Origin of the sequence: Actinophytocola sp., from assembly GCF_036002505.1 — a bacterium.
In the GTDB taxonomy this organism is placed as follows: Bacteria; Actinomycetota; Actinomycetes; order Mycobacteriales; family Pseudonocardiaceae; genus DASYTH01.
This window is the reverse complement of sequence record NZ_DASYTH010000428.1, coordinates 1-15,969: the sequence shown is the minus strand read 5'-3', so window position 1 is coordinate 15,969 and position 15,969 is coordinate 1. Positions and strand designations below refer to the sequence as shown.

Annotated in this window: 15 protein-coding genes and 1 pseudogene; 5 read left to right on the top strand and 11 right to left on the bottom strand. The window is 71.9% G+C overall.

Annotation, left to right across the window (positions count from 1 at the left end):
- Positions 1–15: 15 nt before the first annotated feature.
- The 6 genes from rbfA to rimP form a co-directional block, all read right to left on the bottom strand.
- Positions 16–468, bottom strand: a complete 453-nt coding sequence (gene rbfA / locus VGR06_RS37855) for a 30S ribosome-binding factor RbfA (RefSeq protein WP_327564038.1) — start codon at positions 466–468, stop codon at positions 16–18.
- 15 nt (positions 469–483) lie between these two features.
- Complete coding sequence (locus tag VGR06_RS37850) at positions 484–777, bottom strand: DUF503 domain-containing protein (protein WP_327564037.1); 294 nt, start codon at positions 775–777, stop codon at positions 484–486.
- A gap of 69 nt (positions 778–846) precedes the next feature.
- Positions 847–3,867, bottom strand: a complete 3,021-nt coding sequence (gene infB, locus VGR06_RS37845; protein ID WP_327564036.1) for a translation initiation factor IF-2 — start codon at positions 3,865–3,867, stop codon at positions 847–849.
- A 90-nt stretch (positions 3,868–3,957) separates the two neighbouring features.
- Positions 3,958–4,263 carry a YlxR family protein gene (locus VGR06_RS37840; RefSeq protein WP_414637415.1) on the bottom strand — a complete coding sequence of 102 codons (306 nt, stop codon included), beginning with the start codon at positions 4,261–4,263 and terminating at the stop codon, positions 3,958–3,960.
- Positions 4,264–4,335: 72 nt separating this feature from the next.
- Positions 4,336–5,337, bottom strand: a complete 1,002-nt coding sequence (nusA, locus tag VGR06_RS37835; RefSeq protein WP_327564034.1) for a transcription termination factor NusA — start codon at positions 5,335–5,337, stop codon at positions 4,336–4,338.
- The gene (gene rimP, locus VGR06_RS37830) at positions 5,334–5,810 is read right to left on the bottom strand and encodes a ribosome maturation factor RimP (RefSeq protein ID WP_327564186.1); all 477 of its coding nucleotides are present in this window, start codon (positions 5,808–5,810) and stop codon (positions 5,334–5,336) included. Before rimP ends, nusA begins: the two co-directional genes overlap by 4 nt.
- A 168-nt stretch (positions 5,811–5,978) precedes the next feature.
- Between rimP and VGR06_RS37825 the strand changes: the two genes are divergently transcribed.
- On the top strand, positions 5,979–6,455 hold the full coding sequence (locus VGR06_RS37825; protein ID WP_327564033.1) for a hypothetical protein: 477 nt from the start codon (positions 5,979–5,981) through the stop codon (positions 6,453–6,455).
- On the top strand, positions 6,452–6,925 hold the full coding sequence (locus tag VGR06_RS37820; RefSeq protein WP_327564032.1) for a ferritin-like domain-containing protein: 474 nt from the start codon (positions 6,452–6,454) through the stop codon (positions 6,923–6,925). Before VGR06_RS37825 ends, VGR06_RS37820 begins: the two co-directional genes overlap by 4 nt.
- 47 nt (positions 6,926–6,972) lie before the next feature.
- Here VGR06_RS37820 and VGR06_RS37815 read toward each other — a convergent pair whose 3' ends face one another.
- Positions 6,973–7,563, bottom strand: a complete 591-nt coding sequence (locus tag VGR06_RS37815; protein ID WP_327564031.1) for a hypothetical protein — start codon at positions 7,561–7,563, stop codon at positions 6,973–6,975.
- Between the two features lie 211 nt (positions 7,564–7,774).
- Between VGR06_RS37815 and VGR06_RS37810 the strand changes: the two genes are divergently transcribed.
- Complete coding sequence (locus VGR06_RS37810) at positions 7,775–8,191, top strand: YjbQ family protein (protein WP_327564030.1); 417 nt, start codon at positions 7,775–7,777, stop codon at positions 8,189–8,191.
- Here VGR06_RS37810 and VGR06_RS44190 read toward each other — a convergent pair.
- A pseudogene (locus VGR06_RS44190) lies at positions 8,123–9,142 on the bottom strand (ABC transporter permease); the annotation flags it as partial. The gene VGR06_RS37810 and the pseudogene VGR06_RS44190 sit on opposite strands and share 69 nt — an antisense overlap.
- A 164-nt stretch (positions 9,143–9,306) precedes the next feature.
- Between VGR06_RS44190 and VGR06_RS37805 the strand changes: the two are divergent.
- Positions 9,307–10,002, top strand: coding sequence for an HAD family hydrolase (locus tag VGR06_RS37805; RefSeq protein WP_327564029.1), 696 nt, complete (start codon positions 9,307–9,309; stop codon positions 10,000–10,002).
- Between the two features lie 10 nt (positions 10,003–10,012).
- Here the strand turns inward: VGR06_RS37805 and VGR06_RS37800 are convergent, their stop codons facing one another.
- A complete protein-coding gene (locus VGR06_RS37800; RefSeq protein WP_327564028.1) occupies positions 10,013–11,767 on the bottom strand; it encodes a proline--tRNA ligase in 1,755 nt (584 codons plus the stop codon).
- A 183-nt stretch (positions 11,768–11,950) separates the two neighbouring features.
- Between VGR06_RS37800 and VGR06_RS37795 the strand changes: the two genes are divergently transcribed.
- Entirely contained in the window at positions 11,951–13,336 is a 1,386-nt protein-coding gene (locus VGR06_RS37795; protein ID WP_327564027.1) for a hypothetical protein, read from the top strand.
- Between the two features lie 56 nt (positions 13,337–13,392).
- Here the strand turns inward: VGR06_RS37795 and VGR06_RS37790 are convergent, their stop codons facing one another.
- Both VGR06_RS37790 and mtnA read right to left on the bottom strand, forming a co-directional pair.
- Complete coding sequence (locus tag VGR06_RS37790) at positions 13,393–15,312, bottom strand: bifunctional aldolase/short-chain dehydrogenase (protein WP_327564026.1); 1,920 nt, start codon at positions 15,310–15,312, stop codon at positions 13,393–13,395.
- On the bottom strand, positions 15,309–15,969 hold a 661-nt coding region (mtnA, locus tag VGR06_RS37785), incomplete at its 5' end, for an S-methyl-5-thioribose-1-phosphate isomerase (RefSeq protein ID WP_327564025.1). The genes VGR06_RS37790 and mtnA, both read right to left, overlap by 4 nt.

Genomic DNA, 15,969 nt, shown 5'->3' with positions numbered 1-15,969 from the left:
GCCTGGCAGGCAAAGTCAGTCCTCGAGGGGCTCTTCTTCGCGGGGTGGTTTGTAGGGATCGGGATCGCCGGCGGGCTGGGCGCCGTTGGCGAGGCGGGCTACTTCGGCGTCGGCTTCCTTTGCCTTGGCTAGGAGTTCGTCGATGTGGCGGGCGTCTTCGGGAATGGAGTCGGCGACGAAGGCGAGGGTCGGGGTGAAGCGGACGCCGGTGCCCTGGCCCACTTTGGTGCGGAGGACGCCTTTGACGCTGTCGAGGGCGGCCGCGGCGGCGGCGCGGTCCGGCGGGGAGTCGAGGCTCTCGCCGAGAACGGTGTAGTAGACGGTCGCGTCGCGCAGGTCGGCGGTGATCTTGGCGTCGGTGATCGTGACCGAAGCCAGGCGCGGGTCCTTGACCTCGTGCTCGAGCGCGGACGCGACGATCCTCACGATGCGCTTGGCGAGCTTTCGGGCGCGGGGTGCGTCAGGCACTTTCCTTGTTCCTCTTCAGTCGTCTGGGCCGAGGAGCCGGCGCCGAGCCGAGAGCAGATCCAGCTCGGGGCGGCCGGCCACCAGGCGTTCGCACGCGTCCAGCAGGTCGCGCACGTGCTCGGCGTCGGGGGCCACCGCGGCGACCCCGATCAGGGCGCGGCGGTGCAGGTCGAGGTGGCCGGCTTCGGCCGCGCTCACCTCGAACCTGCGGCGCAGCTCGGCGATGACCGGCCGAACCGCGGACCGCTTCTCCTTCAGCGAATGGACGTCACCGAGCAGCACGTCCAGCTCGAGGGTTCCGACGAACAACGGGCATCACTTTCCGCCATGAATGCCTCATTCAGTGCACTGGGCGCACTGAATGAGGCATTCATCGCATCAGGTGCGGGGCTTTTCGCGGAGCTCGTAGGTCTCCACGACGTCGTCGACCTTGATGTCGCTGAACGAGCCGAGCGTCAGACCGCACTCGAAGCCCTCGCGGACCTCGGTCACGTCGTCCTTGAACCGCCGCAACGTGCCCACCGACAGGTTGTCCGCGACGACGTTGCCGTCGCGCAGCAGGCGGGCCTTGGTGTTGCGCCGGATCTCGCCCGACATGACCAGGCACCCGGCGATCGTGCCGACCTTGGAGGACTTGAACACCTCGCGGACCTCGGCCCGGCCGAGACCCACCTCCTCGTAGATCGGCTTGAGCATGCCCTTCAGGGCCTGCTCGATCTCGTCGATCGCCTGGTAGATCACCGTGTAGTAGCGGACGTCGATGCCCTCGCGGTTGGCCAGCTCGGTGGCCTTCCCCTCGGCGCGGACGTTGAAGCCGATCACGATGACGTTGTCCGCGATCGCCAGGTTGATGTCGCTCTCGGTGATGCTGCCGACCCCGCGGTGGGTGACCCGCAACTCGACCTCGTCGCCGACGTCGATCTTCGTGAGCGCGTCCTCGAGGGCCTCGACGGTACCCGAGTTGTCGCCCTTGATGATCAGGTTGAGCTGGCTGGTCTCCTTCAGCGCCGCGTCCAGGTTCTCCAGGCTGACCCGGGTCCGCCGCTGCGCGTTGAGCGCGTTGCGGTTGCGGGCCGAGCGCCGCTCGGCGATCTGCCGCGCCACCCGGTCCTCGTCGACCACCAGGAACGTGTCACCCGCGCCGGGCACCGAGGTGAACCCGATGACCTGGACCGGCCGCGACGGCGTGGCCACCGCGATGTCCTCGTTGTACTCGTCGACCATCCGGCGTACCCGGCCGTAGGCGTCGCCGGCCACGATCGAGTCGCCGACCCGCAGCGAGCCGCGCTGCACCAGCACCGTGGCCACCGGGCCCCGGCCGCGGTCCAGGTGTGCCTCGATGGCCACGCCCTGGGCCTCCATGTCCGGGTTGGCCCGCAGGTCCAGCGCCGCGTCCGCGGTCAGCAGGATCGCCTCGAGCAGTTGCTCGATGTTCGTGCCCTGCTTGGCCGAGATGTCCACGAACATGGTGTCGCCGCCGTACTCCTCGGCGACCAGGTTGTACTCGGTCAGCTGCTGGCGGATCTTGGCGGGGTTCGCCCCCTCCTTGTCGATCTTGTTGACCGCGACCACGATCGGCACGTTCGCCGCCTGGGCGTGGTTGATCGCCTCCACCGTCTGCGGCATCACGCCGTCGTCCGCCGCCACCACGATCACCGCGATGTCGGTGGCCTGCGCACCGCGGGCACGCATGGCGGTGAACGCCTCGTGGCCCGGGGTGTCGATGAAGGTGATCAGCCGCTCGATGCCCTCGAGCTCGGTGGCCACCTGGTAGGCACCGATGTGCTGGGTGATGCCGCCGGCCTCGCCCTCGTGCACGTTCGCCTTCCGGATGGTGTCCAGCAGGCGGGTCTTACCGTGGTCGACGTGACCCATGACGGTCACCACCGGCGGCCGGGCCTGCAGCTCCTCCTCACCGCCGGCGTCCTCGCCGTAGGTGATGTCGAAGGACCCGAGCAGCTCGCGGTCCTCCTCCTCCGGGCTGACGACCTGGACGTTGTAGTTCATCTCGGAGCCGAGCAGCTCCAGGATCTCGTCGGAGACCGACTGGGTGGCCGTGACCATCTCGCCGAGGTGGAAGAGCACCTGCACCAGCGACGCCGGGTTGGCGTTGATCTTGTCGGCGAAGTCGGTCAGCGAGGCGCCGCGCGGCAGCCGGATGGTCTCGCCGCTGCCCTTCGGCAGCCGGACCCCGCCGACGCTGGGCGCCTGCATGTTCTCCATGTACTCCTGGCGCTTCTGCCGCTTCGACTTGCGCCCACGCCGCGACGGGCCACCGGGCCGGCCGAACGCGCCGGCCGCGCCACCGCGGCCGCCACCCGAACCGGGACGGCCGCCACCGCCGCCGCCACCACCGGCGGGACCGCGGTTGAAGCCACCGCCACCGGCCGGAGCGCCACCGCCACCACCGGCACCGCCACCGCGGTACGGGCCACCGCCGCCGCCACCGGGGCCGCGGCTGAAACCACCGCCGCCACCACCGGGACCACCACGGCCGCCGCCGCCGGGGCCACCCCGCGCGCCACCGCCAGGTCCACCCTGACCAGGGCCGCCGCGGGCGCCGCCACCGGGACCACCACGGCCGCCGCCACCACCGGGACCCGGCCGGGCCGGGCGGGGCGGCATCATGCCCGGGTTCGGGCGCGGCGGCATGTTGCCCGGGCTGCCGGCCGGCGGGCGCGGACCGCCCGGCGCGCCGCCGCGGTCACGCGGGCCGGGCGCGGGCCGGGACTCACCGGGCCGGGACGGGCGCTCGCCGCCACCGGGCGCACCGCCGGGACGCGGCGAGCTCGGCCGCTGCGGAGCCGCACCGGCGCCGACGCCGAACGGGTTGTTGCCGGGCCGCGGGGCGCGCGGACCGGGCTTGGGCGACTGGGGCTTCGGCGGCACCACGGAGTGTCCGGGGTGCGCGGCGTCCGGCGTGGTCGCGGGCTTGGGTTCAGCGGGAGCCGGAGCCGGAGCCGGAGCTGGCGCCGGCGTCGCTGCCGCCGCGGCGGGTGCCGGAACCTCGGGAGCCACCGGAGTCTGAGGCATGGGCGCGGGCGCCGGCTGGACCACGGGCTTGGGGCCCGGGCGCGGACCCGCCTGCTGCGGGGCCGGCTTGACCGCGGGCTGTTCGGCGGCGGGCTGCTCGGCGGCGGGCTTGGCCGGTGCGGCGGCGGGACGGGCGGGTGCCGCGGGCTTGACCGGCGCGGCAGCATTCGCCGCGACTGCGCCGTTCGGCTTGGGCGCCTCGTCCCTCTTGGTGTACGCGGCCCGGAGCTTGCGGGCCACCGGCGCCTCCACGGTGGAGGACGCGGACTTCACGAACTCACCAAGATCACTCAGCTTGGCGAGTACTTCCTTGCTGGTGACACCGAGCTCCTTCGCGAGCTCGTGCACTCGGGCCTTGCCTGCCACTGCTCTCCTCGTTCGAGTGAGGCCGGCGGCTTTGACCCGCTCGACCTCGTCCTATCGTCTGACGTTCATGGCTTCAGCTTCACGGCTGACTCATGACGGGTCGACCTGCTTCCGTTCTTCCTTCGCGGCCCGGGAAGCTCCCGAGCCGGTCGTGTGCGTCCGCTGCTCCAACTGCCCGCGGACACCGGCGACGTCGAGCGGCCCCGGCACGCGCAGTGCCCTCGGGAACGCCCGCCGCCGCTCCGCCCTGGTCAGGCAGCCGGGATCGGGGTGTAACCATGCTCCCCGGCCACCGATCCGCCGGCGTAGATCGAGAACGAGCTCTCCATCGACGACCACGACGCGCAGCAACTCACCAGCCAGCGCCCGCCCCCGGCAACCGACACAAGTCCTCACCGGGCCAGAGCCCGAAAGACGTGCGGGTACCGGTTCCTGACGATGAACCATCAACAGTCTAGCTCGTGTTCTTCAGTCCACCGAAGGGGATACCGTCGCGGCCGCGGCGTCGCTGCGGATGTCGATCCGCCAGCCGGTCAGCCGGGCGGCCAGCCGGGCGTTCTGGCCCTCCTTGCCGATGGCCAGGGAGAGCTGGAAGTCCGGCACGATCACCCGCGCGGTCTTGGCCCGCTCGTCGATCACCCGCACGGACACCACCTTCGCCGGGGACAGCGCGTTGCCGACGAACGTCGCGGGATCCTCGGAGAAGTCGATGATGTCGATCTTCTCGCCGGCCAGCTCGCTCATCACGTTGCGGACCCGGGAACCCACCGGCCCGATGCACGCGCCCTTCGCGTTGACGCCCGGCACGGTGGACCGAACCGCGATCTTGGACCGGTGCCCCGCCTCCCGCGCGACGGCGGGGATCTCCACGGTGCCGTCCGCGATCTCCGGAACCTCCAGCGCGAACAGCCGGCGCACCAGGTTGGGGTGCGTCCGGCTCAACGTGATCTGCGGCCCGCGTGTTCCCCGCGACACGCCCAGCACGTAGCACTTGAGCCGGGTGCCGTGCTCGTAGCGCTCCCCCGGCACCTGCTCCACCGCGGGCAGCACGCCCTCGGTGTCCCCGACCTGGACCACGACCATGCCGCGGGAGTTGGCCCGGGCGTCGCGCTGCACCACGCCGGCGACGATCTCGCCCTCCTTGGCGGAGAACTCGCCGAAGGTCTTCTCGTTCTCCGCGTCGCGCAGCCGCTGCAGGATGATCTGGCGGGCGGTGGTGGCGGCGATGCGGCCGAAGCCCTCCGGTGTGTCGTCCCACTCCTCGGCGACCGCGCCGTCCTCGCCGAGCCGGTAGGCGATCACCCGGACGAACCCGGTGCGCCGGTCGATGTCGATCTTGGCGTGTGGCTGGTGGCCGTCGGTGTGCTTGTACGCGGTCAGCAGCGCGGTCTCGATGGCGTCAATCACCGTCTCGAAGGGGATGTCCTTGTCCCGCTCGATCGCGCGAAGCGCCGCAATGTCGACGTTCACATCGACTCCCTATCCTCGAGCAGTTTCAGTTCATCCACCGGTGGCTGCTTGAACTCCACCTCCACCACGGCATGCGCCAGGTCGGCGTAGGCGACTTGCTGGACGGTTCCGTCGACGAGCAGGTCTACCGTCTCGTCGCCGGCGTGTCCCACCCGGCCGGTGAAACCCGTGCCGTCCGGCCGCTTCACCGACACCAGCCGGAACTTGGCGCGGCGCCAGTGCCGGGGCCTGGTCAGCGGGCGGTCGAGGCCCGGCGAGGTGACCTCCAGCGTGTACGGGCCGCCCAGGTTCGGGTCGTGCGCGTCGAGCGCCGCGGACACCGCCCGGCTCACCTCGGCCACGTCGTCCAGGTCCACCCCGTCGTCGGCGTCCACCACGACCTTGACCAGCCGGCGCCGCCCGGCCACCGTCACGTCCAGCGCCTCGAGGTCGAAGCCGGCCGTCGCGACGGCATCGGCAACCACCGGCTCCAGCAACCTGGATCCGGAATCACGCTGTGGCTGACCTGGCACGTCTTCGCTCCGTCACACACTCACCGACCGTGGTTGCCAAGCGTATCTCGTCGCGGTTCGACGGCCAGTCTGGAGCGATTCCCGCGCGTCGGCCGGGGTGCGGGCGGGCGAATGGCAGGATGACTGCCCGTGAGGGGTCCGAACGGAACGAGTCGACGAGCGGTGCTGGGCCTGCTGCTCGGCGCGCCGGTGGCGCCGGTGGTGCTGGGTGCGTGCACCACTCCCCCGGCCGCCCCGCCAGCTCCGGATCCCTTGGCGGAGTTGGCTTCCACGGCCCGGTCGGACGCCTCGTTCGCCCGCGCGGTGGCGGCCGCGGTGCCTTCGCTGGCCACCGCGGCGGGGTTGGTGGCGGAGGCCCGGGCGGCCCATGCGGAGGCTTTGCAACGGGAGGTGGACCGGGCGCGCCCACCGCAGCCGCCGGCCTCGTCGTCGAGCGCAACTCCGCCGGTGGTGGACCCGGCTTCCGCGCGGGGCCGGCTGGTGGACGGGTTGCGGGCGGCGGAGAAGCGGATCGGGGAGCTGATCGGGTCGGTGCCGCGGTTCCGGGCAGGCCTGCTGGGGTCGGTGGCGGCAGGGTGCGCGAGCTTGCGTGAGGTGTTGGGATGATCACCCAGCCGTCGTCTTCGTCGAGCCCGGCGCCGCTCCCCGCGGATGGCGCGGAGGCCGTGCAGCAGGCGCTGGGCGCCGAGCACGCGGCGGTCTGGGTGTATGGGCTGGTGAGCGCGTTCCTGCCGGCGAACCTCGACGGCCCGACGCTGGAGGGCATGACCGCGCACCGCGCCCGCCGCGACGCCACCGAGCGGTTGCTCGCCGCGGGTGGTGCGACGCCGCGGCCCGCCGAGCCCGCCTACGTGACGCCGCAGCCGGTGACGGATCAGGCGTCGGCGCTGGCGGTGCTGGTGACGGCCGAGGTGGACGCCGGGGTGGCGTGGCGGGCGGTGCTGGAGCGGACCGATGACGCGGCCGTACGGACGTTCGCGCTGGAGGGGCTGACCGGGGCGGCGGTGCGGGCGGCGCGGTGGCGGAAGGTGGCCGGGGTGGCTCCGGTGGCGCCGCCGATGCCCGGGGTGCCCTGAAGGCGGCCTTCGGGACGTTCAGTGTCCCGAAGGCCGCCTTCAGGGCATCACGCCCCGATCTGATCACCCAGCCGGATCGCGTCCTCGCAAATCGTGTCGAGGGCGGCCTCGTCCTGCTTCTTGTCGCCCTTCTTCACCGCGGGGTCGTAGTCGGATTCGACGATGATGACGTTCTGCTCGTGCTGGACGGCTTGGTAGCCGCCGCCGTTGCTCAGCGACTTGAGGGGCGGGACCTTCACCAGACCCTCGCGGATGAGGTCGTTGACGTTGCCGGTGTTGTCCTTGTCGGCGAGGGCGCGGAGCCGGGCGGCGTCGTCGGCGGTGGGCATGCGGACGACGGAGACATTGGTGTAGACCTTGCGGCCGTCGCGGGTGAGGGTGGTGTAGAGGGCGCGGGTGAGCTGCTGGCAGGGGGTCTGCTGGAAGAACGTCTTGACCTGGTTGTAGGCGTGCTCGGCGCAGCTGGGGTCGCGGCGCGGGTCGACCGCGGGGGTGAACTCGAACTGGCCGGCGGTGGGGTTCTGGGTGGGTTGGGCGGCGTCCCCGGCGGGGCGGGAGTCGGCGTGGATGTACCACCAGACGAGGCCGGAGACGACCGCGACGAGGATCAGGCCGAGGATGCGGAGGCCCCAGCTCACGAACGGGTTGGTGGGGGGCGATGGGGCCTCGGTGTGAAAGCTGAGGGGTGCGGCGCCGGCGGGCGGGCGGGACCGGATGGGGGCCGTGTCACCGGACGCGCCCGAGTGGCCGCCGTGGTCGGGCCACGGTGGCTGTCCGGGATGGCGTGGTGCCGGCACGGGGGGTCACGGTAACGGGTCGCGCGATGCTGCTCCAGTACGGTTCAGCATTGTGCGCAGCGAGGAGATCGAGATCAGGACCGGGTCCGAGGAGACCGTGCGGGACCTGACCCGGGAGTGCGCGCGGTTCGTGGCCGGTGCCGGGGACGGCTTGCTGCATGTGTGGGTGCCGCATGCGACGGCCGGGCTCGCGATCATCGAGACCGGTGCGGGCAGCGAGCCGGATCTGCTCGCCGCCCTCGGCCGGTTGCTGCCGCGGGACGCGGACTGGCGGCACCGGCACGGCTCGCCCGGGCATGGCCGTGACCACGTGCTGCCGGCGTTGTTACCGCCGTACGCCACCGTTCCGGTGCTCGGCGGGGAGCTCGCGCTGGGCACCTGGCAGTCCGTCTGCCTCGTCGACACCAACCGGGACAACCCCGTCCGGCGCGTCCGGTTGAGCTTTCTTCCGGGTGGCGGTGAGCAGTAGCACCACTAGCCCGGCGGCGGCCATCGAGGCGAGGACGATCACGCCGGTGCGCACGTCCGGGGCGTCCGGGGTGCCCAGCAGCAGGCTGCGCAGGCCCTCGGTGGAGAACCGGAACGGCGTCCAGGACCAGAGCAGCGCGCGGTAGGTCGGGTTGAGCAGTTCGGGGACCTGGCCGGCGACCGCGGGCGCGATCAGGTAGAGCGGGCCGAGCACGGCCGCGGCGGGCACACCGAACAGCCGGACGAGGGCGCCCTGGACGGCGGTGAACGCGAACGCGGTCAGCAGCAGGAAGCCGAGAACGCTCGCGGTGAGCGGAAGGGAGTTGTCCCACAAGCGGAAGTAGCCGGCGATGACCGCGGTGGCGAGGACGCTGGCGGTGACGGCCAGGGTGAACCGGGGCAGCAGGCCGGCGTGGATGCGGAACCGGGCGACCAGCGCACCGAAGCCGAGCGTGGCGACCAGGCCGGCGATCCAGAGCAGCGCGCTGGCCCCGAGCGGCGCGGTTCGGCCGGCGACCGAGGCGGGGTGCACGGTGGTGGTCTCGATGGCCGGGCCGCCGGTGGACTGGGCCAGCCGGTGCGCCACCTCGGTGAGGATCTGCTGGGCGAACTGGGTGCCCTGCGGGTTGATCGCGCCGGAGACCACGATCTTCGCCCCGGAGGGCGCCGCCGACACGTCGAGGTAGCCGTAGATCTCCTTGCGGTCCAGCAGGTTCGCGGCCTCGGCGGGGCTGGTGACCCGCCACGAGACGGCGTCGCCGCCCTGGCCGGTGAGCCGCTGGGAGATCTGGGCGCCGGCCGCCTCGTTCGGCACGGCGACGGCGAGCGGCAGGTGGTCCGGGCGGGCCGTGGCCTGCGCGCCGAACGTGAGCAGGCCGAGCACGGCGGCGACGAGCGCACCGGCCAGGCCGAGCAGCAGGGCGAGCGCGAGCGGTCGTGGCGGCGTGGCCATCACGTATTCCTTCCACAGTTCATCACACGTTGAATTCTTGGCCGGGACGCTACGCCTTCCTCCCGAGCAGAGTCAACCGATGTTGAATAGGTACCCACCAGCGGGTGAAAGTCGTGGGTGAGTGGCCCTCAACTGCGCGTTCCGGGCCGTGTCACGATGGCCGGGTGACGCTCGTGCTCTGGGACATCGACCTGACGCTGGTGGACTACAGCGGTATCGGACGGCGCTGGTACCAGAAGGCGCTGCGCAACCTGTTCGGCGTCGACATGCGGCACCTGCCGGAGTTTCCCGGGCGGACCGAGCGCTCGCTCACCATCGAGCTGCTCACCGCGCACGGCATGACCGAGGACGAGGAGTACGTCCAGCGGATGTTCGCCGAGCTGATCCGCATCGCCGACGAGGCCCGCCCGGACATGACCCGGCTGGGCCGGGCGTTGCCGGGCGCCGCGGAGGTCCTTGCCACGCTGGGCGGCCGGCCGGACGTGGTGCAGTCGCTGGTCACCGGGAACCTGCCGGAGCTGGCCGGCTACAAGCTGGCGCCGTTCGGCCTGGACCGGCACATCGACCTGGAGATCGGCGGCTACGGGTCGATCTCCGCGGACCGGCACGACCTGGTGTCCGGCGCCATGGCGCTGGCCGCGGCCAAGCACGGCCGGGAGTTTCCGGCGTCCTCGGTCGTGGTCATCGGCGACAGCCCGCTTGACATGGCCGCCGGCGCCTACCACGGCACGGTCACCGTGGGTGTGGCCACCGGACGGCACAGCGCCGAGGAGCTGCGCGCGTCCGGCGCGCACGCGGTGCTGCCGTCCCTGGCCGACACCGAGGCCGCGGTGGCGGCGCTGCTCAGGTCCGCCGCCTAGGAAAGCAACGTCACGTTGCTTCCCCGACCAGCGCGCTCAGGTGCGCTACCGCCTCGTCGACCGGGATCTCCGTGCGTTCGCCGGACTTCCGGTCCTTCACCTCGATCACGCCGTTGGCCAGGCCGCGGCCGACGACGACGATCGTGGGCACACCGATCAGCTCGGCGTCGGCGAACTTGACGCCGGGCGTGGCGGCGCGGTCGTCCAGCATGACCGAGACTCCCGCGGCGTCGAGATCGGCGGCCAGCTTCTCGCCGCCGGCACGCACCGCGTCGTCCTTGCCGGCGATGACGATGTGCACGTCGGCCGGCGCGACCCCGCGCGGCCAGATCAGGCCGAGCTCGTCGTGGGACTGCTCGGCGATCACCGCGACCAGGCGGGAGACGCCGACGCCGTAGGAGCCCATGGTGATCCGGATCGGCTTGGCGTCCGGACCGAGGGCGTCCAACGAGAACGCGTCGGCGTACTTGCGCCCGAGCTGGAAGATGTGGCCGACCTCGATGCCGCGGGCGGCGACCAGGGTGCCCCGGCCGTCGGGTGAGGGGTCGCCGGCCCGCACCTCAGCGGCCTCGATCGTGCCGTCCGGGGTGAAGTCGCGGCCGCACACCAGGTCCACCACGTGGTGGTCGGGCTCGTCGGCGCCGGTGACCCAGGCAGTGCCAGTCACCACGCGGGGGTCGACCAGGTAGCGGACCCCGTTGTCGCGCAGTGCTTTCGGGCCGATGTAGCCCTTGACCAGGAACGGGTTGGCGGCGAAGTCGGCCTCCTCCAGGATGGCCACGTCGGCGGGTGCGAGCGCCGCCTCCAGGCGCTTGAAGTCCACCTCGCGGTCGCCGGGGATGCCGATGGCCAGCAGCTCCCACTTGTCCTCGCCGGGCGCGCGGGTCTTCACCAGCACGTTCTTCAACGTGTCTGCGGCGGTGAACGTGCGGCCGAGCCCGGCGCCGTTCAGGAACGCCACGAGGGTCTCGATGGTGGGCGTGTCCGGCGTGTGGTGCTTGCGCGTCGCCGGTTTGTCCTCAATGGACTGTGCGGGCGGTGCGGGGGTGACCACGGCCTCGACGTTGGCCGCGTAGCCGGACCCGGTGCTGCGCACGAACGTGTCCTCGCCGGTCTCCGCCTCGGCCAGGAACTCCTCCGACGCCGAACCGCCCATCGCACCGGACATCGCGGACACGATCACGTACCGGATGCCGAGCCGGTCGAAGATCTTGATGTAGGCCTCGCGGTGCTTGAGGTAGGACGCTGCCAGGCCGTCGTCGGTGAGGTCGAAGGAATAGGAGTCCTTCATCAGGAACTCGCGGCCGCGCAGGATGCCGGCCCGGGGGCGCGCCTCGTCCCGGTACTTCGACTGGATCTGGTAGAGGATGACCGGGTAGTCCTTGTAGGAGCTGTACTCCCCCTTCACGGTGAGCGCGAACAGCTCCTCGTGGGTGGGCCCGAGCAGGTAGTCGGCGCCCTTGCGATCCTTGAGCCGGAACAGGTTCTCGCCGTACTCGGTCCACCTTCCGGTCGCCTCGTAGGGCTCGCGCGGCAGCAGCGCGGGGAACTGGATCTCCTGGGCGCCCATGGCGTCCATCTCCTCGCGCACGATGCGCTCGACGTTGCGCAGCACCCGCAGGCCCAGCGGCAGCCAGGAGTACCCACCCGGGGCGACGCGGCGCACGTACCCGGCCCGGACCAGCAGCCTGTGGCTGGGCACTTCGGCATCCGCGGGATCCTCGCGCAGGGTGCGCAGGAACAACGACGACATCCTGGTGATCACGACTGGCCACTCCTTGGTCACGGGTGTGCCAAAAGGGTAGGGAACGAAGGCGGGCCGGCTCCAACGGGTTACCGTTCCCGGCCGCCGCGCGCTGGAACCGGCAGTCCGGTCCCCGTTGCGGCATTCGGCCCAACGTGATCCATTCCGCCACCCTCCCGCCCGGTCGGGTGAGAGGTTCCGCGCATGGGGATCAAGCTTTTTCTTGCCGCCGTGGTCATCGGCGCCACCGTCCTGTCCACTCCCGCCACCGCGGCCGGCGCCGACGCGTCCCCGCCGAGCGGTCCGAACCCGTACCTGTCCTTCCTGCCCGATCAGTCGCATGTGGACTATGCGGCGTGGCGCACGTACCTGGCCCGGCAGTCCGGGGCGCGGCTCACCGCGGCCGCGCCGGAGGGTCCGGTGGTGCACGAGAACGAGCCGCCCGGTGTGCTGGGGCGCAACGACACCCGGGCCACGGCCGAGCGGGTGCCCGGCTTCGGCAGCGGCCGCCGGCAGACCGTGCGCATCGTCGGCCAACTGGCATCGTCGGAGTCCACTGTGGATGTCGACGTGTACCGGGTGGAGCTGCGCGCCGGCGACGTGTTCGCCGCGACGGTCCAGGGCGAGGCGCACCGGCTGACGATCTTCGACCCGGCCGGGGTCGAGGTGCAGGGCTCGGCACAGGACTTCTCGGTGCTCTACCCGCCGTCGTCCCCGCTGCCGCACAGCGGGAACGCCATCGCCGATCACGTGGCCAGCGTCAGCGGCACGCATTATCTTGCGGTGTCCGAGGGTTCCGGCGCCTACCAACTCGACGTCCAGGCGCACCGGCCACCGCTGGAGCGCGAGCTCCGGCCGCAGACGGTGTTCCTCGACTTCGACGGCGCCTCGGTCGACATGGGGATCTTCGGGATCGACCCGAGCCCGGGCGTGCGGGCGCTGAGCCCGTTCAGCACGTTCCTCCCCCGCTGGGGCCTCACCCCCGCGGACGAGCCGGCCCTGGTCCGCCAGATCATGCGGACCGTCCGGGAGAACCTCATCGAGGACGTCCAGCGGCGCAGCAAGAACCCCACCGCGCGCCTCATCCTGCTCAACTCCCTGGAGCACCCCGACACGTTCGGCCGAGAGAACGTCAGCCGGGTGGTCGTCGGCGGCACCGCCGACGAGGCCGGCTTCGTCACGGTCGGCATCTCCCAGTCCATCGACCCCGGCAACTTCGCCCAGGAGGAGACCGCGCTGGTGCTCCTGGACCTCGTCAGCCAACCGGCCGGCCCGGCCGTCTCGCTCAACACCTACCTGGCGCCGCAGAGCAACCGCATCGAGTTCATCGGCCGCGCCCTCGGGAACGTGATCTCCCACGAGATCGGCCACTACCTCGGCAGCTGGCACACCGACCCGGCCAACGCGCTGGTCAGCCTGATGGACGACGGCGGCACCAACATCCCCGGCTTCTTCGGCGTCGGCCCGGACGGCATCGGCGGCACCGCCGACGACACCGACAACGACCTCACGTCGGACACCTACCGCCCGTCCGAAGGCTTCACCGGCACCGAGGACACCCTGAACCGCACCGCCTTCGGCCTGTCGTAGTGCGATGAAGGGGGCCTTTCTCACGGCTGGCGTGAGAAAGGCCCCCTTCATCGCACTCAGATCACCCGCTCGTTGCCGCCGTCGATGGGGATCTGGGCGCCGGTGGTGCAGGCGAACGTGTCCGTGCAGAGCTCGGCGACGGCGCGGGCGACGGCGGCGCTGGTGACCTCGGTCTTGAGGAGGTTGCGGCGCTTGTACCCGGCGACCGTGAGGCCGTAGTGGGCGGCGCGTTCGGCCAGCAGTTCCTCGGTCCAGAGCCCGGTGTCGAAGACCGCGTCCGGGTGCACCAGGTTGACCCGGATGCGATCGGCGGCCCACTCGAGGGCGGCGACCCGGGCGAGCTGGGTGACGGCCGCTTTCGACGCGGAGTAGGCGGCGGCGCCGGGGCCGGGGGCGGGGACGTTCTTGGAGGCGATCAGCACCACCCGGCCGCCGCGGGGTGACCGGGCGAGGAACGGGTGCGCCCGGGTGAACAGGGTCGCGATCGCGTCGGCGTTCACCGACATGGTGCGCCGCCAGGCTTCCGGGTCGAGGTCGGCGATCCGTTGCGCGCCGGGGAACACGCCGGCCGAGGGCACCAGGATGTCGAGGCCGCCGAACCGTCCGGCGGTCCGCTCGAGGGCGTCGGCCACGGCGTCGGCGTCGGTGACATCCGCTTGCAGGCCGAGGTAGTCCGGGCGGTCGGTGGGGGTCGGGGTGAGGTCGAGGCCGACCACCGCGGCACCGCGGGCGTGCAGGGCTTCGACGCAGGCCCGGCCGATGCCCGAGGCGGCGCCGGTGACCAGGGCGACCTCGCCGGTGAGCGGGCCGGCGGTACTTCCCCGGTGCAGCTTGGCCTGCTCCAGCTCCCAGTACTCGACGTCGAAGATGTCGGCGGCGGGGAGCGCGCGGTAGCCGCCGAGCGCCTCGGCCCGCTCGATGATCTGAATGGTGTGCCGGTAGATGTCGCGGGCGATGTCGGCGTCCTTGGCCCGCCGGCCGACGGTGAGCAGGCCGAGCAGGGGGTCGAGCACGACGCGCGGCGCGGGATCGAGCATGGTCAGCTCGCGGCCGTTGGCGTGCTCGGCGAAGTAGGCGCGGTACTCCCCGGCGTACTTGGCAAGATCACGTCCGATCAGCGGCACGCGTTTGGTGCGGATGACGTGGTCGGGGGTCGCCGGCCCGCGGCTCGCCACGGAGGTCAGGTCGGGCCGGGCCGCAAAGGGTTCGGCGTGCCGGCTGACGATCATGGGAGCACCGGCCAGCGCCGAGATCTCCGCGCGGAGCCCGGCCAGCTCGACCGGATCCACCTCGTCCGGACCGAACTGTCCGGAAGGGACGGACGGGAGCGCGGCCGCCGCGTCGCCGACGAGCTGGAGGTGGCGCCGGTAGGCCTGCGTCGGGTCCGCGCCGAAGGTGAACAGGCCGTGGTTCATCAGCACCATGCCGACGGTGCCGGGGTGAGCCTCCTTGGCGAACCGTTCGGCGCAGGCCCTGGCCAGCAGGAAACCCGGCATCACGTAGGGAATCACCACGACGCGGTCGCCGAAGACCTTGCGCACCAACGACTCCCCGTCGGCGGTGTTGGTCAGCGTGAGGATCGCGTCGGCGTGGCTGTGCAGCACCGCGGCGTGCGGCAGGGTGGCGTGCAGCAGCGTTTCCACGCTGGGGTCGGGGGCGGCCGCGTCGAGCAGGGCGCAGCGCAGCTCGTTCATCATCCGCCGGTCGGAGAGGTGCGCCACGGAGAGCAGCGCGCGCAGCCGGGCCAGCCGCAGCGGGGCGAAGCCGGCCGGCTCGATGGTGGCCAGATCCCAGCCGCTTCCCTTGACGTACAGCACTTCCACCGGCTCACCGGTGACGTCGGGCACCGTGGTCTTCACCGAGGTGTTGCCGCCGCCGTGCAGCACAAGGGAAGGGTCGGCGCCGATCAGCCGCGAAACCTCGACCAGCCCGTCCAGCTCACCCTGTGACATTGATTCGCTCGCAAGCTCGCTCACGGTCTCTCCCCCACTGCCGGGCGGATCACCCGGTCTTCGGTGATGATCGCGGTGACCAGGTCGGCCGGGGTCACGTCGAAGGCGAGGTTCAGCGTCGCGGTGCCGGCCGGAGCGGTCGCCATCTGTCCTATCCGGACTATCTCGGCGGACTCGCGCACCTCGATGTCCACCGCGGCCCCGGACTCCGTGGATTTGTCCACTGTGGACTCCGGGGCGGCCACGACGAACGGAACGCCGGCCCGGTGCGCGGCCAGCGCGAGCGGATACGTGCCGATCTTGTTGATCACGTCGCCGTTGGCCGCGATCCGGTCCGCGCCGACCACGACCGCGCCGGCCAGCCCGCGGGCCAGCACGGACGGGCCCGCCCCGTCGACCACGAGCGTGTGCGCGATACCGAGCTGGGCGAGCTCCCAGGCGGTGAGCCGGGCGCCCTGCAGCAGCGGGCGGGTCTCGTCGACGTAGACGTGGCCGAGCGCGCCCCGCTCGTGCAGGGCCCGTACCACGCCAAGCGCGGTCCCCCACTCCACGCAGGCCAGTGCGCCCGCGTTGCAGTGGGTATGCACGGCGACCGGCCCGGTGGCGTTCTCGAGCAGCCAGGCGGCGCCGCGCTCGCCCAGCCTCCGGTTGCAGCGGACATCCTCCTCGAGGATGACGAGC

Coding starts and splice junctions, on each gene's coding strand:
- VGR06_RS37820 (WP_327564032.1), top strand. CDS start 6,452: ATGATCACCCAGCCGTCGTCTTCGTCGAGCCCGGCGCCGCTCCCCGCG.
- VGR06_RS37795 (WP_327564027.1), top strand. CDS start 11,951: ATGGGGATCAAGCTTTTTCTTGCCGCCGTGGTCATCGGCGCCACCGTC.